Source organism: Jeongeupia wiesaeckerbachi, from assembly GCF_050916355.1.
Lineage (GTDB): Bacteria > Pseudomonadota > Gammaproteobacteria > Burkholderiales > Chitinibacteraceae > Jeongeupia > Jeongeupia wiesaeckerbachi.
Genome location: NZ_CP136946.1, coordinates 3,542,833 through 3,566,251, shown reverse-complemented (window position 1 = coordinate 3,566,251; position 23,419 = coordinate 3,542,833). Strand labels below are relative to the sequence as shown.

Annotated in this window: 19 protein-coding genes and 1 other RNA gene; 11 read left to right on the top strand and 9 right to left on the bottom strand. The window is 61.7% G+C overall.

Annotated elements, in window-relative coordinates:
• Positions 1-196: 196 nt before the first annotated feature.
• Positions 197-563, bottom strand: a transfer-messenger RNA (tmRNA) gene (gene ssrA, locus R0382_RS17165).
• A gap of 189 nt (positions 564-752) precedes the next feature.
• Here ssrA and R0382_RS17160 point away from each other — a divergent pair.
• On the top strand, positions 753-1,733 hold the full coding sequence (locus R0382_RS17160) for an MDR family oxidoreductase (protein ID WP_432721209.1): 981 nt from the start codon (positions 753-755) through the stop codon (positions 1,731-1,733).
• Between the two features lie 198 nt (positions 1,734-1,931).
• Here R0382_RS17160 and R0382_RS17155 read toward each other — a convergent pair whose 3' ends face one another.
• From R0382_RS17155 to R0382_RS17130, 6 genes are all read right to left on the bottom strand, one after another.
• On the bottom strand, positions 1,932-2,585 hold the full coding sequence (locus R0382_RS17155; RefSeq protein WP_432721207.1) for an HAD family hydrolase: 654 nt from the start codon (positions 2,583-2,585) through the stop codon (positions 1,932-1,934).
• Positions 2,586-2,703: 118 nt separating this feature from the next.
• Positions 2,704-3,435: a bifunctional 2-polyprenyl-6-hydroxyphenol methylase/3-demethylubiquinol 3-O-methyltransferase UbiG gene (ubiG, locus tag R0382_RS17150; protein ID WP_432721205.1), complete on the bottom strand. Its 732-nt coding sequence runs from the start codon at positions 3,433-3,435 to the stop codon at positions 2,704-2,706.
• A gap of 67 nt (positions 3,436-3,502) precedes the next feature.
• Positions 3,503-4,813 carry a TRZ/ATZ family hydrolase gene (locus R0382_RS17145; RefSeq protein WP_432721203.1) on the bottom strand — a complete coding sequence of 437 codons (1,311 nt, stop codon included), beginning with the start codon at positions 4,811-4,813 and terminating at the stop codon, positions 3,503-3,505.
• Positions 4,814-4,902: 89 nt separating this feature from the next.
• Positions 4,903-5,109: a hypothetical protein gene (locus R0382_RS17140; RefSeq protein ID WP_432721201.1), complete on the bottom strand. Its 207-nt coding sequence runs from the start codon at positions 5,107-5,109 to the stop codon at positions 4,903-4,905.
• Positions 5,110-5,420: 311 nt separating this feature from the next.
• Positions 5,421-5,912 (bottom strand): hypothetical protein, encoded by a 492-nt coding sequence (locus R0382_RS17135; protein ID WP_432721199.1) that lies wholly within the window; start codon positions 5,910-5,912, stop codon positions 5,421-5,423.
• Positions 5,887-7,005, bottom strand: coding sequence for a JmjC domain-containing protein (locus R0382_RS17130; RefSeq protein WP_432721197.1), 1,119 nt, complete (start codon positions 7,003-7,005; stop codon positions 5,887-5,889). The genes R0382_RS17135 and R0382_RS17130 overlap by 26 nt, the downstream gene beginning before the upstream one ends.
• Before the next feature lie 58 nt (positions 7,006-7,063).
• Between R0382_RS17130 and R0382_RS17125 the strand changes: the two genes are divergently transcribed.
• Together R0382_RS17125 and R0382_RS17120 are read left to right on the top strand one after the other, a co-directional pair.
• The gene (locus R0382_RS17125) at positions 7,064-7,531 is read left to right on the top strand and encodes a peroxiredoxin (RefSeq protein ID WP_432721195.1); all 468 of its coding nucleotides are present in this window, start codon (positions 7,064-7,066) and stop codon (positions 7,529-7,531) included.
• 6 nt (positions 7,532-7,537) lie between these two features.
• Positions 7,538-8,017 carry an FKBP-type peptidyl-prolyl cis-trans isomerase gene (locus R0382_RS17120; RefSeq protein WP_432721193.1) on the top strand — a complete coding sequence of 160 codons (480 nt, stop codon included), beginning with the start codon at positions 7,538-7,540 and terminating at the stop codon, positions 8,015-8,017.
• 230 nt (positions 8,018-8,247) lie between these two features.
• Here the strand turns inward: R0382_RS17120 and tatA are convergent, their stop codons facing one another.
• Together tatA and R0382_RS17110 are read right to left on the bottom strand one after the other, a co-directional pair.
• Positions 8,248-8,421 carry a Sec-independent protein translocase subunit TatA gene (gene tatA / locus R0382_RS17115; protein ID WP_432721191.1) on the bottom strand — a complete coding sequence of 58 codons (174 nt, stop codon included), beginning with the start codon at positions 8,419-8,421 and terminating at the stop codon, positions 8,248-8,250.
• Between the two features lie 202 nt (positions 8,422-8,623).
• Positions 8,624-10,885 (bottom strand): PhoX family protein, encoded by a 2,262-nt coding sequence (locus R0382_RS17110; RefSeq protein ID WP_432721189.1) that lies wholly within the window; start codon positions 10,883-10,885, stop codon positions 8,624-8,626.
• 431 nt (positions 10,886-11,316) lie between these two features.
• Between R0382_RS17110 and R0382_RS17105 the strand changes: the two genes are divergently transcribed.
• The 8 genes from R0382_RS17105 (at position 11,317) to R0382_RS17070 (ending at position 23,412) form a co-directional block, all read left to right on the top strand.
• Complete coding sequence (locus tag R0382_RS17105) at positions 11,317-14,190, top strand: ribonucleoside-diphosphate reductase subunit alpha (RefSeq protein ID WP_432721187.1); 2,874 nt, start codon at positions 11,317-11,319, stop codon at positions 14,188-14,190.
• 278 nt (positions 14,191-14,468) lie between these two features.
• Positions 14,469-15,047 (top strand): hypothetical protein, encoded by a 579-nt coding sequence (locus tag R0382_RS17100; protein WP_432721185.1) that lies wholly within the window; start codon positions 14,469-14,471, stop codon positions 15,045-15,047.
• Positions 15,048-15,076: 29 nt separating this feature from the next.
• The gene (locus R0382_RS17095; protein WP_432721183.1) at positions 15,077-15,673 is read left to right on the top strand and encodes a hypothetical protein; all 597 of its coding nucleotides are present in this window, start codon (positions 15,077-15,079) and stop codon (positions 15,671-15,673) included.
• Positions 15,674-15,764: 91 nt separating this feature from the next.
• Positions 15,765-16,853 carry a ribonucleotide-diphosphate reductase subunit beta gene (locus R0382_RS17090; protein ID WP_432721181.1) on the top strand — a complete coding sequence of 363 codons (1,089 nt, stop codon included), beginning with the start codon at positions 15,765-15,767 and terminating at the stop codon, positions 16,851-16,853.
• A 504-nt stretch (positions 16,854-17,357) separates the two neighbouring features.
• Positions 17,358-18,293, top strand: a complete 936-nt coding sequence (locus R0382_RS17085; RefSeq protein ID WP_432721178.1) for a radical SAM protein — start codon at positions 17,358-17,360, stop codon at positions 18,291-18,293.
• Between the two features lie 13 nt (positions 18,294-18,306).
• A complete protein-coding gene (locus R0382_RS17080; RefSeq protein ID WP_432721176.1) occupies positions 18,307-18,678 on the top strand; it encodes a DUF6375 family protein in 372 nt (123 codons plus the stop codon).
• A 15-nt stretch (positions 18,679-18,693) separates the two neighbouring features.
• Positions 18,694-22,809, top strand: a complete 4,116-nt coding sequence (locus R0382_RS17075) for a hypothetical protein (RefSeq protein ID WP_432721174.1) — start codon at positions 18,694-18,696, stop codon at positions 22,807-22,809.
• Positions 22,810-23,187: 378 nt separating this feature from the next.
• Positions 23,188-23,412, top strand: a complete 225-nt coding sequence (locus R0382_RS17070; RefSeq protein ID WP_432721172.1) for a DNA-binding protein — start codon at positions 23,188-23,190, stop codon at positions 23,410-23,412.
• The last annotated feature ends 7 nt before the right edge of the window (positions 23,413-23,419 follow it).

Genomic DNA, 23,419 nt, shown 5'->3' with positions numbered 1-23,419 from the left:
AGTAATACATGCTTCTTTGTAAGGGAGTGGTGACGGGCGAAACGTAGGTGCTGCTGATGGTTACTAGCGATGACGCACCGAACGGCGGGCCGGGTGGGGTGAAAATGCTGGCATTCCATAGCCAAAATAGCCCCAAAAAGGCTAAAAAAAAAAGCCACTCACCTTTCGGTAAGTGGCTGATTTTTAACACAATGTCTGGTGGAGCCGGCGGGAGTCGAACCCGCGTCCGAAAGCCCTCCACGAAGAGATCTACATGCTTAGTCAGGTTCACTTGAGTACTTTTAACCGGTGACACGCCAGCCGACGGGCTTGGCACCAGCGAGTTACCTTGGATTTAACCTTTGCTCAAGTAACCCGAGCAAAAGCGATCCCTTCTAAATGACTCTGCTGCCGGTTGCCCGGCCTACCCGAAGGGAGAGGTAGTGCAGAGTCCAGCGCGATTAAGCAGCTAGAGCGTAGTCTTGGTCGTTTGCGACTAAGAATTTTCAGCGTTTTACGGGGTGACTGAAATCCCGGCATGCCCTCATCCGCTTTGTAACCCCCGTCGAAACCATGGCGGCCCCAGATGTAGCGAGACCAGTATACCGCGTTTGGCGCCGGACGGCATGGCCCGAATGCGGCCTTGCGCCTGTGGCCTGGTGGTGCGCGGCCTGGGCCGGACGGGGAAAAGTTTGTCCGGGGTAGGGGCAGCGCGTCGTGCTTCGGTTTATCGTGGGGCATTGGCCCGGTTTGGGTGGTGCAGGAGGAAAGCGATGTTCAAGGCGGTGTATCTGACCCGTGATGGCCGGTTCGAGGCGCGGCTGGCCGATCTGGATGAGGCGATGTTGCCCGCGGGCGGCGTCAGCCTGCGCGTCGAGTATTCGACGCTCAACTACAAGGATGCGCTGGCGCTGACCGACAGCGGCCCGGTGGTGCGGCAGTTTCCGATGGTGGCTGGCGTTGACGCTGTGGGAACCGTACTCGAATCGGACTCGCTCGATTTCGCCCCGGGCGAAAAGGTGATCCTCAATGGCTGGGGCTGCGGCGAGGCCAGTTGGGGTGGGCTGGCGCAACGGGCGCGGGTGCCGGCCGAAGGGCTGGTGCGTTTACCGTCGGGAATGGGCGCGCGTGACGCGATGGCGCTCGGCACCGCCGGCTACACGGCGATGCTGTGCGTGCTGGCGTTGAAGAAACACGGTCTGACGCCCGATACGGGACCGGTGCTGGTGACTGGTGCGACTGGCGGTGTCGGTTCGGTGGCGGTGATGCTGCTGGCCAAACTGGGTTTCGACGTCGTCGCAGTTACCGGTAAGCCGGATGCGGTGGCCTATTTGCGCACGCTGGGCGCCATCGAGGTCATCGAGCGGGTGGACCTGTCCACCGCCGGCAAGCCGCTGCAAAAAGAGCGCTGGGCCGGCGTCGTCGACTCGGTGGGTAGCCATGTGCTCGCGAACGCCTGCGCCCAGGTGCGTCGGGATGGTGCGGTTGCGGCGTGTGGTCTGGCCGGTGGGATGGATTTTCCGGCGACGGTGGCGCCGTTCATTCTGCGTGGCGTGACGCTCTACGGGATCGACAGCGTGTATGCGCCACGGGCACAGCGGCAGGAGGCTTGGGATCTGCTCACCGGACTGATCGATCCTGCGCTGCTGGCCAGTACGAGCACCAAGATCGGTCTGGCCGACACCTTTGCCGCGGCCGCCGACATCATTGCCGGGCGTCATCGCGGCCGCTTCGTCGTCGACGTCAATCGCTGAGTGTGCAGCTGAACATTGAAAAAGCCCCGGCTGGCGGGGCTTTTTCATGTATGCCGGTTTAGGACCACTGACAAAACGGCACTGACCGCGTTGCGCTCACTGGCCGTACTTGTTTGTACTGTTGTGACAGGAGGGAATCCCTGTGGGAGGTTTCGCGCGCCTTGCCAGCAGCGTTGCACTGGGTTTTATCAGCGGCTCCTAGTCCGGCAGGTGTGCGAGCAGATCGAGCGGATGCGCGATGCGCAGATCGGCGCCCCAGTCGGTTGGCCGGTCATCGACGCTGATATAGCCGTAATCGGCGATTACGGTTTTCATGCCGACGCGGCGGCCGGCTTCGATATCGCGCTCGGCGTCGCCGACGTAGATGCAGCTGGCTGCGGGTACGCCGAGCTGCTCGGCCGCGTGTAGCATCGGCTTCGGGTCGGGCTTGGCGACGCCGACGGTGTCGCCGGAGACGACGCAGCCCGGCTGGACCGGCAACGGCAGTTCACGCACCAGCGGGTCGGTAAAGCGCCCCGGCTTGTTGGTGACGATACCCCAGGGCAGGCCGCGTGCGCCGATGGCTGTGATCAGCTCGGCGATACCATCGAACAGCACCGTGTGTTCGCACAAGGCTGCGGCGTAATGGGTAAGGAAACGCTCGCGCAAGTACGCGAACGCGGCGTCATCGGGGCCGATGCTGAAACCGAGGCCGATCAGCCCGCGCGCGCCGTGCGACGCCAGCGGCCGGATCGCCTCGTAAGGCTGCTCGGGGCGACCTTCCTCGAGCAGCAGCCGGTTCAGTGCGGCGCCGAGGTCCGGCGCGGTGTCGGCGAGCGTACCATCGAGGTCGAACAGAATGGCGCGGATCATGGTGGTGTCCAGTAAAAGTAATGCCTGCAGGGCGCGATCTCAGCGCCGTGGCGCTGGCAAGCCCCGGTGAGCGCGGCGTCCGCTACGGTAGCGGGTACGCGCCAGCAGGGTGCGGGTGCTACAGCGGTTTGCGGCAGGCGACGAGGTAATTGACGTCGGCGTCGTCGGACAGCGTTGCGACACCCGAAATCGGGTTGTAGCCCATGCCGCTGACGGTCACCGTTTCCAGCCCTGCGGTACGGGTCATCCGCGCGAGCTCGGACGGCTTGATGAATTTGGCGTAATCGTGGGTGCCACGCGGCAGCAGGCCCAGCAGGTATTCGGCGCCGAGTACTGCCAGCGCATAGGCCTTGGGGTTGCGGTTCAGTGTCGAGAAAAATACCCAGCCACCCGGTTTGGCCAGCTGCGCGCAGGCGGCGACGATGCTCGCCGGCGACGGCACGTGTTCGAGCATTTCCATGCAGGTGACGACGTCGAAGCGCTCCGGTGCTTCAGCGGCAAGTGCTTCGACCGCGACACAGCGGTAATCGACCGACACGTTCGATTCGAACAGGTGCAGCTTGGCGACCTTGAGCGATTTCTCGGCCAGATCGATGCCGGTGACTTGTGCGCCCGATTGCGCCAGCGCCTCGCTGAGAATGCCGCCGCCGCAGCCGACGTCGACGGTCTTTTGCGCCGTCAGCGCGACATGGTCGGCGATGAACTGCAGTCGTAGCGGGTTGATCTGGTGCAAAGGCTTGAACTCGCCGTCCTTGTCCCACCATTTGTGGGCAAGCGCGGAGAACTTGGCAATCTCGGCGTGATCTGCATTGACTGGGGCGGCGTTGAGCGGAGCGGCGGTGTCGGTCATGGCATCGGGGAAAGGGCGGTTAGACCGCTAGTTTACCCCGAGCGCCGCCGCGGCTGAACCGCAACGGTCAACGCGGTGCGATGCGCGCCTGCCAGCGCCGGGCATTGGCGACGAGCTGCGCCGATTTGAACCGCGTCAGTTCGCCGTTGACGAGCTGCGCTACCCCGGCGATCCACACATGGCTGACCTGATTGCGGTCGGCGGCGTAGACGAGGTGAGAAACCGGGTCGTAGGCCGGCTGGGTGCCGAGCGCCGAGAGGTCGACAGCGATCACGTCGGCCTGCTTGCCGACCGCGAGGCTGCCGATCCGGTCGTCCCAGCCCAGCGCTTTCGCGCCGTTGATCGTCGCCATTTCCAGCGCCTGCCAGGCCGGTAGCGCGGTCGGGTTGCCGCTCTGGCCTTTGGCCAGCAGCGCGGCGAGGCGCAGTTCGGCGAACAGGTCCAGCTTGTTGTTGCTGGCGGCGCCATCGGTGCCGATGCCGACATTGATGCCCGCGGCGAGCTGATCGGTGATGCGGGCAAAGCCCGAGGCCAGCTTGAGGTTGGACGCGGGGTTGTGCGCGACATGGACGCCACGTGCGGCCAGCAGCGCGATTTCGGCGTCGGTGGCGTGCACCATGTGCGCGGCGATCAGCGGGCTGTCGAGCACGCCAAGCCGGGCGAGGCGCTCGAGCGGGCGCACGCCGTGCTGGCGCAGGCTGTCGTCGATCTCGTCCTGCGTTTCGTGGATATGGCAATGAATGCTGACGCCGAGTTCGTCGGCCAGCGTGATCACGCGACGAAAGGTGTCGTCGCTGACGCTGTACGGTGCGTGCGGCGCCAGTGTGAAGCCGATCAGCGATTCACCGGTGAATTCGTCGATGCAGTCCAGTGCGCGGCGGATGTACTGGTCGGCGTCGGCGGCGTACGGCGTCGGAAATTCGAGAATCGAGCAGCCGACCATCATCCGGAAACCGCTTGCCAGCGCGGCGCGGGCAACGGCGCCGTGATGGAAATACCCGTCGTTGGCGCAGGTCGTACCGCCACGGATCATTTCGGCGATCGCCAACTGGGTGCCATCGAAAACGAACTCATCCGACACATGCGCGCCCTCGGCCGGCCAGATGTGGTCGTTGAGCCAGTCCATCAGCGCCAGATCGTCGGCATAGCCGCGCAATAGCGTCATTGCCGAATGCGTATGCAGATTGACCAGGCCCGGCAGCAGCGCGTGCTCGGGCAGATCGATGCGCTCGGCGTCCGGGTAGCGGGCGATGGCGTCAGCGGCAGGCAGGATGGCGGCGATGCGGTCTTGCTTGATGACCAGCGCGTGGCCGGTCAGCACTTCGCGCGGTGCAATCGGCATCAGCCAGCGGGGCAGCAGGATCTGGGTGGAGGACATGGACGGAAGTCGCAGAGGGGGAGCGTGGGGTGGGGCAGAAATGCAAAAAGCCGACCTGACGGTCGGCTTTTCGTTGCAGCTTGCTGGACTTACTTAGCAGCCGAAGCAACTTCCGAAGCAGCAGCAGCGACGTCCGAAGCAGCAGCTTCAACAGCCGAAGCAACTTCCGAAGCAGCAGCTTCAACGACAGCCGAAGCTTCAACGACAGCCGAAGCAGCAGCCGGAGCTTCTTCTTTCTTGCCGCAAGCGGTCAGGGCAACAGCGAACAGAGCAGCAACGAGCAGGGACTTATTCATTTTAATAACCTTTGATAAAGACGAGTTGGACAAAAAACCACTGGAGCTATCGACCGTTGATCGATGGCTTCTAAAAGCAGTTAGGCATCACTTGACGACCGACAGGGGCAGATTCTAACAACGTTTTTTGCAAAAAGGTAGGCAAGGGGCGGCTTCGGGTGCATCGTATTGCCTGCCAATTGCAACGGCTTGTACAAAACGGCCGGGCGTCTGCGCAAGGCCAGGCGCTGGCCGTTGATGCCCGAGGATCGGGCGCTAGCGCCAGTGTGCTCTGGCTTGATGCGGACGACATCATGCGGTGTTCGGGCCGACTAGATGTACAGGCGATTCCACGCAGATTCCGGCTGTGCGTTAGCCCACAAGTCGTCAAATTGCTGTTGCAGTAAGGCAACAGTGGCGGCGTCGCTGCCCAGTTTTCCGTGCGGCCAGTCGGGGTGATGCCGCTGCAGATAATGCTGCGCATCGGCAATCGCCAGCCCCTGCGCCGCCAATCCACAATCCTCGGCCACGCGCAACAACTGCATCCGGTGGCCGAAGCGGTCGCGCAGCTGGATGAAGCGCGGTGCGTCGCTGGCCAGGTAGCCAGTGCGCCACGCCGCCAGTTTCAGCTCGCCGCCGTGAACAAAGAACGTCCACAACGCCTCGCACACCGTGCGGCTGCCCAGATCGGCAATGCGGAAGTCGTCCTCGGCCAGCCACAGTGTCTGCCGCGCCGAGGCGATCAGCGCGGCGAAGGCATCCGCATAGTCTCGGTGCCGGTCGATGGCAACCGGCGGATCAGCCGGCAGGGTGAAGGAAGCCATAGTCATAGCAGGTATAGAGTGCTTCGAGCACGGCATCGTCGTACTCGCCGGCGGGCAGGGCGCGTTCATCGGCCAGCTGCTGCAAGGCCGGGCGTGCCGCGGCTTCGGCGGCAATTTCGTCGCCATTGATATAGATACGTTCGCGCTCGAACAGCATCTGGCTCTTCAGGTCGAGCACCACGCCCGCTTCGGCGACCTGCGCGGCGAAGTCGTCGAAATCGAGTGGATCGTCGGGTTGGTCGAAAAACACGTGCGGCTTGGGTTCGGTGAAATAGCGGCCGACGAAGCGGCGTACCGTGTCGTCGTTCCAGTCGATCTGCTTGAGCATGGTGCCGATGCTGGCGATGAAGGCATCGTCGATTTCACCGGGATGCGCCCGGGTCTTGCGCTCCGGGTCGGCGTACATGCCGTCGAGGCACAGCTCGTCCTGGACGAACTCGAGGAACTTGCCGGCGATCTCTTGTGTTTTCGGCGCCCGGAAACCGATCGAGTACGTCATGCCCGGTTCGAGCGCGACACCGTAGTGCGCGTACTTCGGCGGCAGATAGAGCATGTCGCCGTGTTCGAGTATCCATTCCTGTTCGGGCGCAAAATCCTTCAGCACGCGGATCGGTGCATCTTCGATAAAGTTGCCCGCGTCGTCGCTGGAAATCTGCCAGCGCTTGCTGCCGCCGACCTGCAGCAGGAACACATCATATGAATCGTAGTGCGGGCCGACGGTGCCGCCGGGCGGGGCGTACGAGATCATCAGGTCGTCGAGCCGGTAATACGGCAGAAAATCGAACTGGTACAGCAGCTCGCTGACGTGGTCGACGTGATGGTTGACGTTGCTGACCAGCAGCGTCCAGTCGGTGTCGGGCAGGCGTGCGAGACGGCGTTCGCTGATCGGGCCGTGCTCGAGCGCGTACTTGCCGTTGCGGTATTCGATCAGCCGCGATTCGGCATCGTCGCTGCCGGCCAGTTCGGTGAGCCGGGCCAGATCGATCAGCTCGGGGAAGTCGGTCCACGCCTGACGGATCAGGAGCGGCTTTTTTTGCCAGTATTCGGCGAGGAATTGTTCGGGCGTGATGCCGCCGAGAAGTTGCATGGACATGGCTGGACACTATAACGACTGTGAGAATGACGAGATTATCGCACCGCGGGAGGCTTGCATGCTGAACCCTGGCGAGATGGCGCCCGACTTCGAACTGCCCGATGCCGGCATGGATTCGGTCAAGCTGTCCGATTTTCGTGGCCGTCAGCACGTTGTGCTGTATTTCTTCAATAAGGATCACACGCCGGGTGGCATCACCGAGGCCGTCGAATTCAGCGAACGCGTTGCTGCGCTCGCCCAGTACGATGCCATCGTCCTTGGTGTCAGCATGGACGACTGCATGGCGCACGAGCTGTTCATCGACGAGGAGGGGATCGAGTTCGACCTCCTGTCGGACCCGGAAGGTGAAGTCAGCCGACGCTACCATGCGCTGCGCGAGTGGCAGGTGGGTGACGTGGTAAGATACGGGATAGCGCGTTCGACGTTCGTCATCGACAAGGCGGGGCTGATCCGCCACGCTTTTTATCAGGTCACGCCGAAAGGTCACGCGGCCGAAATACTCACCCTCGTTCAATCCCTAGGATAAGCCCTAATGCAAATCGCCAAGAATTCCGTCGTCACGCTGAACTACGAAATGTTCGATCTCGAAGGCAAGCAGCTCGACAAGACCGAAGAGCCGATCGCCTACCTGCACGGTGGCTACGACAACATCCTGCCGCTGGTGGAAGAAGCGCTGGAAGGCAAGACCGTCGGTGACAGCATCGACGTAGTGATGGAAGCCGACGACGCATTTGGCGAGCACGAGCCGGAACTGATCCGCTCGGAAGACAAGGACGTGTTCCCGCAGGAAGTCGAAGTCGGCATGATGTTCGAAGCCGATGATCCGCAGACCGGCGACGTGCTGCTGTTCCGCGTGGTTGACATCACTGGTGGCAAGGTCACCGTCGATGCGAACCACCCGTTCGCTGGTATCAAGATCCGCTTCGTCGGCAAGGTCGTCGACGTGCGCGAAGCCACCGACGAAGAAATCGCCCATGGTCATGTGCACGGCGAACACGGCCATCACCACTAAGCACCTACCCCACCAGGCGGCTGCGCCTGCGCAGTTTGTCTCCGTCTGATGCTCCGGCACCCAGCAAGGGGCTACCTTCGGGTCGTCCTCATGGCCCACATGGCCACTTCGGTGCCTGCGCTTCGGGCGGCGCCAAACTGCTTTGGCTCGCGCACTTACTGAGGAAGGCGCTCAGCTTGGGGGAGGTAAAAAAAACGGGGCGACTTAGTCGCCCCGTTTTTCTTTGCCATTCAGTTGGATGGCGGGGTGGAAGGTGGCTGATCGTCCTTGCCGTTGACGCCGTCCTTGAAGCCACGGATCGCGGCGCCCAGATCGCCGCCTGCGTTGCGCAGCCGGCGGGTGCCGAAGACCAGTACGACGACGACGAGCACCAGTGCCCAGTGCCAGAGGCTGAATGAGCCCATGAGGTTCTCCTGAAAAGGCCGGGCCAATCGGCCCGGCGGATACGACTAGAGCGACTAATACCCCAAGGGTACTTCCTGCGGGGCGCAAACCCAGTGAAACGATGCGGGCAGGGCGCGCGAAAAGTCCCCCAAGGGATTCCCTTCGGTCACAACAGCACGAGTGAGTGCTGCAAGTGAGCTTTGCCAGCAGGGTAGTCGCGTCTTAGATGCCGATGGTGCCGCCATCGTCCTTGGTGATGACGATGGTTGCCGAGCGCGGACGGGCCGTACCGCCTTGCGGCCAGTGGCTCTGGTACTTGCTCGGGTCGCCCAGGTCGGCCACCTTGGTGTCCTCGCCCGGATGCTGGATGTTGATGAACAGCGTTTTGCCATCCGGCGTTTCGGCGACGCCGGTGATCTCGCAACCCTTGGGGCCGACGAGGAAGCGGCGCAGCGATTCGCTGTCCGGATTCTTGCCCTTCTGCGTGGTCACTTCCAGTGTCGTGCTACCGATCACATTGGCGACCTTGGCCGGACCGCCGTCGCCGATCTTGCCCGGCATGGCGGCCAGCATCATGCAGTTGGTCACGTCGGTATAGGCGCCGTCGTCGGTCTGAACCCACAGCAGGCCGCTCTTCGGGCTGAACCAGATGCCGTCCGGGCTCGACATGTCGTTGTCGTCGGTCAGTGACGACAGATTGATCGCCGCGCTGGCCTTGGCTTCGGCGGCGAAGACGTAGACGTCCCACTTGAAGCTGGTCGAAGCCGCGTCGCCACCGATTTCGGCGGTGCGGATGATGTGGCCGTTGACGTTGCCGGTCTGCTTGCTGCTGCCCTTCATGTCTTCGTAGGCACGCGGGTTGGCGGCATCCGGCAGCACCTTGCTGCCCGAGGCGCCGGTGGTGACGCGGTTCGAGTTGTTGGTCAGCGTGTAATAGACCTCACCGTTCTTCGGGTTGACCGAGCACCATTCCGGGCGGTCCATCTTGGTCGCGCCGGCCGCGTCGGCGGCGATCCGGGTGTGGATGCAGATGTCGGCCAGCGTGGTGAAGCTGAAGCCGGCGTAACCGCTGATGGCGGTGTTGGCCAGCGTCAGTGGCAACCAGGTGCCCGAGCCATCGGCATTGAACTTGGCGACATAGAGCACGCCATCGTCGAGGTATTTGTCACCGGCGGCGAGGCCCTTGCCGGCATCGCTCGGATCCCAGGCGGCCTTCGAGACATACTTGTAGATGTATTCGTTGCGCGAATCGTCGCCCATGTAGAACACCACCGGCTTGCCGGCGACGACCGGCGCGTACACTGCGCATTCGTGCGCGAAACGGCCGAGGTGGGTGCGCTTGCGCGGGGTCGAACCGGCGTTGTACGGATCGATTTCGACCACGTAGCCGAAGGTGTTGGCTTCGTTGCGGAAGTCCACGGTGGCGCTGGCGCCGCTGGCTGCGACGTTCCAGCGCTTGTAGACGTCGGTTGCGCCAGCGGTATCCCAGCCCTTGCCCGACGCGCCGCTCGGCACGCCATAGCGCGTGAACGAAGCCAGTTCACCGGCGGTGCGGTTGGCGGAGAGGTCGCCGCTGCGCGAGAAATAGCCGGCCCAGTTTTCTTCGCAAGTCAGGAAGGTGCCCCACGGGGTGTCGCCGGTGGCGCAATTATTCACGGTGCCGCGGCTCTGGGTGCCCGTGGTCGAGTAAGCCGATTTCATCTGGTCGTTGCCACGCGCCGGGCCGTTCAGGTCCATCGGCGTTTGCGCGGTGATGCGGCGGTTGTAGCCTGATGCGCGATTGAGCTGGAAACGCCCGCCACTTTTCTGGATTTCGATCACCGCAACGCCGTGGGCGCGGATTTCCTTGTCGACTTCGGCCTGCGGGCGGGCGCCGCCCGGTGCGGTTGACCCGGCGACGTGCAGAAAGGTATCGGTGATGTTTTCGTGGTTCATCGCGATCAGCGCGCGATCGCTGCCGTTCGGATCGCGTGCGTTACCCGCAGCGTTCAAGCCGAAATAGTTCATCCCGTCGTGATGGTCGCCGGCGCGGAAATCAAAGCTCAGCGCGTCGTCGCTGCCGTCGTTCTTGTAAGCGGCCGTCGCGTTGTTGATCGGATCGCCGAGGGCGAACAGCACCGCAGCGCTGTAACCGGCCGGCAGTGTCAGCGCGTCGAACACGTTCTTGGCGACCGGATTGAAGTTGAAGCGCGCTGCAGTCGGTGCGGGTGTCGGCGTGGGGCCTGGGGGCGATGTCGGTGCCGGCGTCGGGCCAGGCGCTGGCGTCGGTGTGGCGTTGTCGGTGCTGCCGCCGCCACAGGCGGTCAGTGCGCTGCCGAGGGCGACGCCGCCGAACATCATGGCCGCCGCGCCGCTGAGGCCGCCGCGCAGCATGCTGCGACGGCTGATGCGTGCGTCGAGCACGCTGTCGAAACTGGCGTTGCCGCTCTGGTTGGTGTCGAGGTCGTCCTGGTCGACGCCGGTGATGCGTTTGTCTTGGGTCATCGCGTTCAGCTCCCTGTGCTTGTTGTTAGCGATGGCGGCAAGCCTAGTGAGCATCGATGACAGCGACGTTAAAGCCGTGACGGGAATGTCAGGCTGAGCGGGTTGCTGCGTGCCGATTTTCCGGTTCTGGCCTCGTTTTTGCTTTCCATGTGCTTGTATTTTTCTTGCAACGTCACCGTCATATCAGGGGGCTGGCGGCGCGGCTGCGAACTGGCTGGATCCGGTGAGCCGATCGTCGTTTATCACAGGATCGCGCTGTTGCACTAGCCGGTGCTCTTCCACTAGTATTTGTGTTAATCGCAGATTGCGAACACAAGATATTGTGTTTCTTCACAAAGAATACACAGACTTGTGCACATCATCAGAATCCCCCCTAGCCAGAAGGAACGGAGCGCATGTACGCCACGCTGGATAGCACCAATGGAAGCCGAATGACCGACACCGTCGACACCGCCGCGCAGCACGACAACAGCGCGTACACCAATTACAAGATCATCCGCCGCAACGGTGCCGTGGTGCCGTTCGAGCCGCTGAAGATCTCGGTCGCCGTGACCAAGGCCTTTATCGCCGTGCAGGGCAGCCAGGCTGCCTCGTCGGCGGCGGTGCGCGAGCGCGTCGCCGGTCTGACCGATGCGGTCGTGCGCGCGCTGATGCGTCGCAAGCCCGAAGGCGGCGCGATCCACATCGAAGAAATCCAGGATCAGGTCGAGCTGGCGCTGATGCGCACCGGCGAACACGACGTCGCCCGCGCCTACGTGATCTACCGCGAGCAGCGCTCGCAAGAGCGTCACCACGCCAAGGTCGAGCACGAAGTCGAACACCATGACAGCATCAACGTCGTTTACGAAGACGGCAGCCGTCGTCCGCTCGATCTGGGTCGCCTCAAGGCGCTGATCGCGTCGGCCTGCACCGGTTTCGACAACGAGACCGATCAGGCCGCGATCCTGAACGAAGCGCTGAAGAACATCTACGACGGCGTCTCGGCCGAAGAGGTGCGCAAGTCGGTGATCATGGCCGCGCGCCAGCTGATCGAAAAAGATCCGTCGTACTCGCAAGTCACTGCGCGCCTGCTGCTCGACAGCCTGCGCCGCGAAGTGATCGGCGAGGAAACCAGCCACGAAGAGATGGCGCACGCCTATGCGCGCTACTTCCCGGAGTTCATCAAGCGCGGCATCGATGCCGAGCTGCTCGATGACCGTCTGGCCCAGTACGATCTGGCCCGCCTCGGCGCGGCGCTGAACCACGACCGCGACTACCAGTTCGGCTACCTCGGTCTGCAGACGCTGTACGACCGCTACTTCCTGCACGTCGAGGGCGAGCGCATCGAGCTGCCGCAGGCCTTCTACATGCGCGTGGCGATGGGCCTGGCGCTGAACGAGCTTGACCGCGAAGCGCGTGCGATCGAGTTCTACAACGTGCTGTCGACCTTCGACTTCATGTCGTCGACGCCGACGCTGTTCAACTCGGGCACCCGCCGCTCGCAGCTGTCGTCCTGCTACCTGACGACGATCGCCGACGACCTCGACGGCATCTACGAAGGCATCAAGGAAAACGCGCTGCTGTCGAAGTTTGCCGGCGGCCTCGGCAACGACTGGACCCCGGTCCGCTCGCTCGGTAGCCACATCAAGGGCACCAACGGCAAGTCGCAAGGCGTCGTGCCTTTCCTCAAGGTGGTGAACGACACCGCCGTTGCGGTCAACCAGGGCGGCAAGCGCAAGGGCGCGGTCTGCGCCTACCTGGAAACCTGGCACGCCGACATCGAGGAATTCCTCGAACTGCGCAAGAACACCGGTGACGACCGCCGTCGTACCCACGACATGAACACCGCCAACTGGGTGCCGGACCTGTTCATGCAGCGCGTGATCGAAGGCGCCGACTGGACGCTGTTCAGCCCGGCCGAAGCCCCGGATCTGCACGACAAGTACGGCAAGGACTTCGCCGAAACCTACGCGCGCTACGAAGAAAAGGCCGCGCGCGGCGAAATGCGCGTGGTCAAGAAGCTGCCGGCACTGACGCTGTGGCGCAAGATGCTGACGATGCTGTTCGAAACCGGCCATCCGTGGATCACCTTCAAGGATCCGTGCAACATCCGCAGCCCGCAGCAGCACGTCGGCGTGGTCCATAGCTCGAACCTGTGCACCGAAATCACGCTGAATACCAACGACCATGAAATCGCCGTCTGCAACCTCGGCTCGGTCAACCTGGTGAACCACCTGAAGAACGTCGACGGCCAGATCGTGCTCGATCAGGACAAGATCGCCCGCACCGTGAAGACCGCGATGCGCATGCTCGACAACGTCATCGACATCAACTTCTACCCGGTGGCGAAGGCGCGCAATTCCAACCTGAAGCATCGTCCGGTCGGCATGGGCATCATGGGTTTCCAGGATGCGTTGCTGGCACAGCGGATTCCGTACGCATCGAACGCTGCGGTCGAATTCGCCGATGCGTCGATGGAAATGGTCTGCTACCACGCTTACTGGGCGTCGACCGAGCTGGCCGAAGAGCGCGGCACCTACCCGAGCTACAAGGGCAGCCTGTGGGATCGTGGCATCCTGCCGCTGGATTCGCTGCAACTGCTGGCCGAAGAGCGCGGCGGCTTCCTTGAAGTCGATACCACCGAGCGTCTGGACTGGAACGCACTGCGTCAGCGCGTTGCCAAGGTCGGCATGCGCAACTCGAACTGCGTCGCCATCGCCCCGACCGCGACCATCGCCAACATCATCGGCGTTTCGGCATCGATCGAACCGACCTACCAGAACCTGTTCGTCAAATCGAACCTGTCGGGCGAGTTCACCGTGGTCAACGACTACCTGGTGCGCGACCTGAAGGCCCGTGGCCTGTGGGACGAAGTGATGATCTCGGACCTCAAGTACTTCGACGGTTCGGTGGCGCGCATCGACCGCATTCCGCAAGACCTGCGCGACATCTACGCAACCGCGTTCGAAATGGATCCGAAGTGGCTGGTCGAAGCCGCGTCGCGTCGCCAGAAGTGGATCGACCAGGCGCAGAGCCTGAACATCTACATGGCCGGCGCCTCGGGCAAGAAGCTGGACGAGCTGTACAAGCATGCGTGGATCCGTGGCCTAAAGACCACTTACTATCTGCGCACGCTGGCGGCATCGAACGCCGAGAAGTCGACCGGCCGTGGTGGCGAGCTGAACGCCGTGCCAGTGGACGGTGGCTACAGCGCTCCGGCTGCCGTGGCAGCGGCGCCGGCGGCGGAAGCCGAACCGGTGATGGAACCGGCGACCGATATGAAGTTCTGCTCGATTGATAACCCCGACTGCGAAGCCTGCCAATAAACACGCTTCATTCGGTGGCTGCGCTTGGTCCACTCTGCGTCGCGCGGTACTCGGAATCCTCATGGACTTGATGTCCATTCCGGTTCCTGCGTTCCGTGCTTCTTGATTGGACCGGCGCTCGCTCACCGACTGAAACGTGTTGCACGGGTGTTTAATTAGAGGAGGCCCGGTTCGCCGGGCCCGATCCCTGAGCCGCTTGCTTGCAGGCGGTTCACGCATCGGTAGACACAAGAAAGCCAACAAGGCCGCCGACGAGCAGGCCGTGGGGAGCGTAGCGAATGAAGACGGTATTGGCGTGCCTGGGGCTGGCCCTGGCGTTGACGGGCTGCAGCCAGATGCAGCAGGTGTTCAGCAGCAATGAGCCGAAAAAGCTCGAAACACAGGCGGGGCAGGCTACGGCACTGCTGACGCTGACATGGCTGGCGGCCGAACCCGACGATGCCAAGGTCTCGCTGGTGTTGCGCGGACCGCAGGGCGAGCAGGTGCTGACGGCTGAGGAGGGCGATGAAGTGCGCTCGCCGAACGGCCCCAATGTCGCCGGCAAGCGCTTTTTGCTGAATCTGGTGCCGGGGCGCTATCAGCTGATGCATGTGCAGGGCAGCTGGCACACCGACGAGGGCGGTCGTTCGCGCACCCAGCCGATGTGGCTGCCGCTGGGGCAGACGTTCAGCGTGCAGGCGGGCGAGGTCGTCTACCTCGGCAACGTCAATGTCGCGCTGGATTTCACCCCGTCGGTCTCGGTCAGCAATCAGGCCGGCCGTGATTTCTATGACCTGGTAATGAGCAAAACCGCCAACGAGCTGTCCAACATTCAGGTGAGGCTGCCGCAGGCGGGCAACTTGCCGTACGGAAGCTGAAGCCGCCCGCGGGCGGACTGGAGGGCACCATGCATTTGCATGAGGGGTACAAACGCGTCGCCGCGCTGGGCCTGCTGATCCTGTTGGCCGGGTGCGCATCGCTGAAGCCGCAAACCGACGATGGCAAGATGCTGCCGCCACCGGGACAGGGTTACGCGGTACTGGCGTTCACGCTGCAAAGCCTGCAGCCCGATAGCGGTGACGCCAATCTGGTGTTCAGCGGTGCCGGCGTCAACGGCCAGTTCTACGCCAGCGAGAATGTCGATTACATCCGCGCGCCGGGCAATATTCCGGACGACAAGGGGCGGCTGGCCTTTGCCGCGCTACCGCCGGGGGATTACACCATCAGCCATGTTTATGGCTACTGGGGCATGCCGGATGCGCTGGGTCAGGCCGGGATGCGCAATATCATCAGCCTGCCGCGGCAGGACCGCTTCACGGTACGGGCCGGCGAAGTGGTGTACTTGGGTGACTTTCACCTGAATATGAATTTCAAACCCGATGTCATGCTGAGCGATCAGCAAACGCGGGATTTCAACCACATGAAGGTCATGTGGGGCGTCAGCGATTTTTCCAACGTCCAGGTCCGCCCATTGGCGCGCGGCCCGGGGCGAGACGCCAAATAATCACCATGGCCCGGCACTACGCCGGGCCTGCACTATTTGCCAGTTAGCTTTCAAGCATTGTTTAGAAATTGTTTAGATAAGGACAAGCACCATGTTGAGTTTCGAAGATACCGCCCAATCCACGACCAACCACGGCACAGGCAGCGTGAACGCCGCGACCGAAGGGCGGGTCAACGTCGTCGACAAGCGCGTCATCAACGGCACAACCGACGTCAACCAGCTGGTGCCGTTCAAGCACAAATGGGCGTGGGAAAAGTATCTGGCCCAGTGCGCGAACCACTGGATGCCGCAAGAAGTGAACATGCAGCGCGACATCGAGCTGTGGAAAGACCCGAACGGCCTGACCGACGACGAGCGCCGTCTGGTCAAGCGCAACCTCGGCTTCTTCGTCACTGCCGACTCGCTCGCTGCCAACAACATCGTGCTCGGCACCTATCGTCAGATCACCAGCCCGGAATGCCGCCAGTTCCTGCTGCGTCAGGCCTTCGACGAAGCGATCCATACTCACGCCTATCAATACATCGTCGAATCGCTCGGCCTTGATGAAGGCGAAATCTTCAACGCCTATCACGAAGTCAGCTCGATCCGGAACAAGGACGAATTCCTCATCCCCTTTATCGACGTGCTGACCGACCCGGAATTCAAGAGCGGCACGCTGGAAACCGACCAACAACTGCTGCGCTCGATCATCGTGTTCGCCTGCATCATGGAAGGGCTGTTCTTCTACGTCGGCTTCGTGCAGATCCTTGCACTCGGCCGCCAGAACAAGATGACCGGCGCCGCCGAGCAGTACCAGTACATCCTGCGCGACGAGTCGATGCACTGCAATTTCGGCATCGACCTGATCAACACGATCAAGCTGGAAAACCCCGAACTGTGGACCGAGCCGTTCAAGGCGGAAATCACCGAACTGTTCAAGAAAGCCGTCGAACTTGAATACGCGTATGCCGAGGACACCATGCCGCGCGGCGTGCTGGGCCTGAACGCCAGCCAGTTCAAGGAATACCTGCGCTTCATCGCCAACCGCCGCATGCAGCAAATCGGCCTCGACCAACTCTTCCCAGGCGTCACCAATCCATTCCCGTGGATGAGCGAGATGATCGACTTGAAGAAAGAGAAGAATTTCTTTGAGACGCGGGTTACGGAATATCAGACTGGCGGGGCGTTGAGCTGGGATTAAATCGTTCGTCGTCGGGCGACAGATGATTTTTCATTTACGACGCATAATTTTTCACCCGACGACACATAATTTTTCATTCTGCAGCTCAGTAAGCGCCAATCTCTACGCCATATTTGGCGGCGCCGTCCCCATACTCTGATCTGGTGACAGCCCGCCCTCTGGTCAGCGCTTAGTCTTGAAAAAATTAGAGGGATGAGTGTGTTGGAGCATGAATACTCGGTGTTGGGGGGGGGAACCGTTCAGCAATCGGCAGATACCTGAGCATCGTTGCGTCTGCTATCGAGGCTGGTCTAGGTACGCTGATTGCATGGTTGATCGATGTCGCCAAACATTTTGCGCTTGCGGACCATATACCAACTTTAGTGCTGTGGCAGCTGACGGCAGGTTTGAAAGCTGGTCAACAGCGCTTCAGGTACCTCGTGCTTCTTCGTGCTCATTGTGTCTCTAGGCGGCTGTTTCCTGCCAAAAGTTCGTTTTACACATAATTCAGTACACGCCCATTGCATGAAGCTCAGGCTCGGCCCGGATGGGCATCACTTTTTTGACAGGCATACCGGTATTAACGTCCTGATGGACGAAGTGCGGCCGGCGGAGAAGTCCTGGTCTCGAGCGCCGCGGCAGGTTTCCATCGCGCTCACGAATGTCTGCGATTTGCATTGCGCGTACTGCTACGCACCCAAGAGCCGGGCCTCATTGACGGCTGACCAAGTGTTGGCATGGTTGGTCGAACTGGATGAAGCGGGCTGCTTGGCAGTCGGATTTGGCGGCGGCGAACCGACGCTGCATCCGCAGTTCGCCGAGATTTGCCGGCGGGCGGCCCAGGAGACCAGACTAGCCGTCACTTTCACGACCCACGGTCACAGGCTCACCGACCATCTCCTTGGGTCGCTGGCGAACAGTGCCAATTTCGTTCGGGTGAGTGTCGACGGCGTCGGCCGCACCTACGAATCGCATCGGGGTCGGAAGTACGACGAACTGGTCGCACGGCTTGGCGGCTTGGCGTGGGTGCTGCCCTTCGGCATCAACGTAGTGGTCAACGACCGAACCATCGGCGAGCTCGATGTGCTCGCCGAGCTGGCGCATCGATTCAAGGCGACTGAATTGCTGCTCCTGCCGCAACAGGCGACCGCGGCCGTAGTTGGGGTCAGCCAGGAGATAGCCGCAAGGCTGGGACAGTGGGTGCGCAGCTACGTCGGGTCGGTTCGACTCGCAATCAGCGAGGCTGGCGCGGACGGACTGCCGACATGCGATCCCTTGCCTGGCGAGAAGGGGCTACGTGCATACGCACACATCGACGCGTCGGGGATGCTGCGCGCAAGCTCGTACGCCACGGCGGCGACCCCCATCGGCGAGACCGGAGTGATGGCCGCCCTCGACCGGCTGCAGAAGACTTTGGAACTCAACGAGAAACGAACTCATGAAAATCTGGACGGGCTATAGCTCCGAGCACTCGATGAACCTCGTTCTCATCGGGAAGTTCAAGCAGACTAAGGACGCTGAGGACGTTGCCGATGTCATCAAGAAACTGGGGGAACAGGCGACCAAGGACGACGCGTATGCCATCGCGCACGCTCCCCCGCAGGACCAGCGGTTTTCGGACGGCATGATGGCTCTTATCCAGCAATTCAAACTCTACACGTTGGCGCCGGAGGAACTGGGGCAGTTCAACTTCGAGCATTCCGTCGAGCAGGACGGCGACACCATCAAGATTTCGACCGATGAGGCGGACGTTTCGGCATTCATCAAGCTCTTCGTCGATAGTGGCGCGCGGGTAGAAGTCTATTCAGCGCACCACTATCCCGACGAGTCTGCACAGGCTGACTGAAAGTCCGAGAACGAGATGCCGCAAGCAAACTGGGATGCCTTCACGCAGCTGCCCGGCGCAGCCACGTCCAACTTCGAGAAGCTTTGCCGCTCCCTGGTGCGTCGCCACTACGGGCGCTTCGGGCATTTTAGGGAACTGGCCAACCAGCCCGGTGTTGAGTTCCACCTCCAGCTGACGGAGGACTGCGTGCTTGGCAAGCCGCCCCAGTGGATCGGCTGGCAGTGCAAGTGGTACCAGTCGGCGCGCGCCGCCAAGTTGACCGCTGCGCAACGCACGAAGATTGAGGAAGGTCTTCAGAAGACGCAGACGCATATCCTTGGCATCACCGACTGGAAGCTGTGGACGCGCTACCCGCTCGTCAAGGACGACCAGACCTGGTTCTACGGGCTGACCTCGAAGTACCCGCAGTTCAAACTAGACTTGCTCACTGCGGACGATGTCGAAGAGCTCCTGGCTGGGCCTGGCGCCATGCTCAGGGACACGTATTTCGGCGAGCTGATCATCACGCCCGACCTGCTGGCGCAGCAGTACAAGATTGCCGCGGCTCCATTCCAGCGCAGGTACCAGCCCGAAGTCCACGTGGTGCAGGACGCTGAAGAGAGCGTGACGCGCTGCCTGGGCGGCCAAGACGCCTGGCGGTCAATCGCCGACCTGGCCGTGAGTCTTCGCGGCGCAGCTGCCGAGATTGCACCTCAAACGACGGCGCTGCCCGCACCGCTGCAGACCGAGATGGAGCTGCTCCTCAAGTACGTGGCCGATACCGCCGTGCTGCTCGCGGAGCTGTACACCGCGGTCGTCGGTGGCGACTTCGATGCCATCAAGCGGCTTCTGGCGACCATGCCCGCCAGCCCGACCAACTATCGAAGGCTCCTGTCCAAGCTACGAGGGGCGCGGGCGGCTTGCGCACCCCAGAGCGCAAACCTCGTGGCCGACCTACACGTCGTCGCCTCTGAGGTGACGCAGCTGGGCGAGTCTCTCGGGGCAAGGTCGCTTTACGTCTTGGCTGCGGCAGGCGAGGGCAAGTCCGAGATGTGTGTCAAGGTGACACAGCCAGATGGAGCCTTCCCTGGTGGCGTGCTGCTCCTTGGCAAGGATCTCCACGCGGGTCAGACGCTCGACGACCTGGCGTCCAGGTTCAAGGTGAACGGAAAGTCGGTCGAGACGTTCGAGCGCCTTGTCGAGGCAGTGGACGCGGCGGGCCACCGGGCCGGCAGGCGCCTGCCCATCGTCATCGACGGATTAAATGAATCCGAAGACCCACGGAACTGGAAGGATCTGCTCTCGCGAGCCGACGAGCTTTTGAAGGCGTTCCCCTACGTTCTGCTGGTCGCAACCCTGCGCAATGAGTTCGCGGAGGACTGCCTGCCAGACGGGACGGTTGAGTCGCCCACGTCCGACCGATTTGAACTGAACGGCTTCAAGGACGAGCCGCAGGCGGCCATCGACAAGTATTTCGCTTTCTACAAAATCGACAAGACCGACGCTGACCTACCATTGGAGTTGTTGCAACATCCGCTGACCCTGCGCATCTACTGCGAAGTAGCCAATGCCGGACGGCAACACACCGTCGGCGTCGAGGCACTGCCGAACTCGCTGGTCGCACTGTTCGAAGAGCACTTCAAGCGGGTCGCAGTGCGCGTGGCGGAACTTTCTCCGAACTCGCGGCGGCTCTATCAGGACGAGGTGCACGAGGCGATGAGGAAAATCGCCGCTTCGCTCTGGGACAACAACGCCCGCAGCATGTCGTTTGACGCCGCCCGTGCGACGATCGACGGAGGCGGCAGTTGGGACTCCAGCATCATCCGGGCATTGGAGTCCGAGGGTGTCCTGATTCGCACGGGGTTCGAGGAAGGCCAACAGGGAATCTCCTTCTCGTACGACCTGATGGCCGGACACATGCTGGCCAAGTACATCCTCAACCGCGGCGACGTGACGCAATGGTTCCAGAGCGCCGAGAACCAGAAAAAGCTCGACGCCGGCAAGCCCGGCTCGCACACGCTCGCCAGCGATGCCTTCTACGCCTTGGTCGGCTTGTATCCCAGCAAAGGTGGTCAGCGACAGCTCTGGCAAGAGCTCCCAGGCAACTTGTTGTTGCGCGCACTCCTGCTCACTGCCTATTCGGACCCTGCGCAGATTGGACGCGAGACCACCGAGCGATTCACGGAAGCGATGTTGGATTCCAGAAGCAATTTCGCCAAGCTCGCGTTCAGCAGATTGCGCGCAACTCGCGCGGCTCAAGCGCACCCGTACGACGCGAACTTCCTGCACACGGTGCTCAGCACCATGACCAACACCCAGCGCGACTTGGTGTGGACAGAATGGCTGCGGGCGAGTGCTACCGAGATTGAGCGAGACCTGAAGGTCCTCACCGAGCGATGGGAGAACGATACTCTTGGCCCGGCCGAGATCCGTCGCGCTCGGTGGGTGATGTGGACGCTGACCTCCACCGTCCGCTACCTGCGCGACTTGGCCACGCGCGCGTTGTACGCGTTCGCCCTCAAGCAACCTGCGCAGTACTTCGAACTAGCTTTGGAATCGCTGAGCTGCACGGATACGTATGTCCCCGAGCGGATGTTCGCCGCAGGCTACGGTGCCGCCCTGTCGGCCTGGGCTGACTCGTCGGCAGCAGTCATGCGGCAGACGCTCCCCACTACGGCGAAGGCAATCGTGCGTACGGTCTTCGCACCTGACGCCGTGTCCCCTACCCATCATGCGCTGCTGCGTCAGTACTGTCAGGGCATCGTCGGGCTCGCTCAGAAAATTGAACCTGACTGCGTTTCTGTTGAGGAAGCCGCGTACCTCGTCCCCCCGTTCGCACACATGCCGTCTCCCTTCAATGCGCCGCCTGCGATTCCGGCGGACGACATCGAGAAGGCTGACCGTGTGGCAATCACCATGGATTTCGGCAACTACACGTTCGGCCGACTCATCCCAGGTCGTTCAAACTACGACTACAAGCACCCCGGCTACATCGCCGTCCGCAAGGCGATCGTCACCCGGATGGTTCAGCTGGGATACGACCCGGACAAGTTCGAGGAAATCGATCGCCAGACGAACTCTTGGCGTCGACAGGATGGCGACAAAGAAAAGGTCGACCGCTACGGCAAGAAATACGGCTGGATTGCCTACTTCGAGATGTGGGGGCAGTGTTACGACCACGGGCAGCTGGACCCGATGCGCCATGATGGTCGGCCATCTGATGTTGACATCGACCCGACGTTCCCGCCCAAGCCGCGACACCTGACGTTTCAGTTACCAGAGCTTTTCAACGGCCATCCCACCGAGCCTAAGGACTGGATAGTCGACGGTCCAATCCCCGACTATCAGAGTCTGCTCGAAAGCCCCGCACTCGATGGAATCGCCGGGCCCTGGGTGCTCCTCGACGGATTTATCGAACAAAATGCCAAGGGTGACTACCGGCAGGTTTTCAGCTTCCTGCGCGGGCTTCTGGTCGATCGAGCGGACGTCGAACCATTGACGAATCTTTTTGCTGGTATGGAATATCCGGGTAACGACGCCATACCCTCTGCCCGAGAGAGCTTCTATACCTACGCGGGCGAAATGCCATTCGAGACTGCGCCTGGAATGCAGCCACAGGCACGAAACGAAGATGAGGACGGCTTCCGCAAAGTATCCACAGACCGCTGGTCCGGAAAAGGCATCTCGGTAACGATTCCGGTTCAGCGATACAGCTGGGAGAGTTACCACAGTCAGCTCAACCCGAATGGCGGGACAGAGTTCCCGTCAACTAAGCTTTGTGAGGCATTGGGGTTGAGCTACCGCGCAGGTCAGTGGGACCTCCATGACGCTCAAGGCGTCGCATCTCTGTACCGCGAGGTCGGCGAGGATGGCGAGGAGGCGCACGGCCATCTTTCGTACCTTCGAGCTGATCTGCTCGACCGGTACTTGGCGGCAACCGGCAAGGCTCTGGTTTGGCTTGTTTGGGGCGAGCGAGGGCTGCACTACCGTGCAGCCGAGAGCCAAAGCCTATATGGGCTCTTGGCCGACCACGCACACATCCACAAGCGAGCCATCATTCGGCCGGCGTCCGTTCTGGCCGCCAGAACAAACGCTGCTGCGGAAGCCGACCGGCTTGTCGTGACACAGGAAACCGCTGCGAAGCGGACGTAGCAGCGTCCGCAATGCAGCGGGATCCGACGGTCATTCGGCGCCGGTGAAGGTTTCCAAGCACGCAATCAGACGGCCAGAAAGCCGACGCTTGCCACTTTCCGCTACTGGCCGGTTGCTGCCGGAAGTTGTGTGCATGCTTGCATGTTGAGCAAACCGCCGTTTTCTGAACATTTGCTCACATCGCAGCATAGGGCTGAACGGCACTCAGCCCGTGGCGGCACTTATGGTGCACATAGTAAAAACCAGAATTCCAACAGCCATTTCTAGCTGCTGACTAAAAAGGTTTGATGATAAAAAACTAATAACATCAACCACTTGAGGCTAGTTTGACGTTCGGGTAAGTTTGTCTTGGAACTTCGTAAATTGGAGGTCACGCACATGACTCGGACCACGGCGGACGTGCTGGAAGAATTCCGTCTACGCGGTATCTCTGTGGCGGAATGGGCGCGCCATAACGGTTTCAATCCCACCTTGGTGTATCAGGTGCTGCGGTCGCGGCATGTCCCGACACGGGGACAGAGCCACCGTATTGCCGTTGCGCTGGGAATGAAGCGGGGATTACTGGAACAGGACCTGAGCCTGATGAACCAAGTTGCTCAGTAAGGGGAAG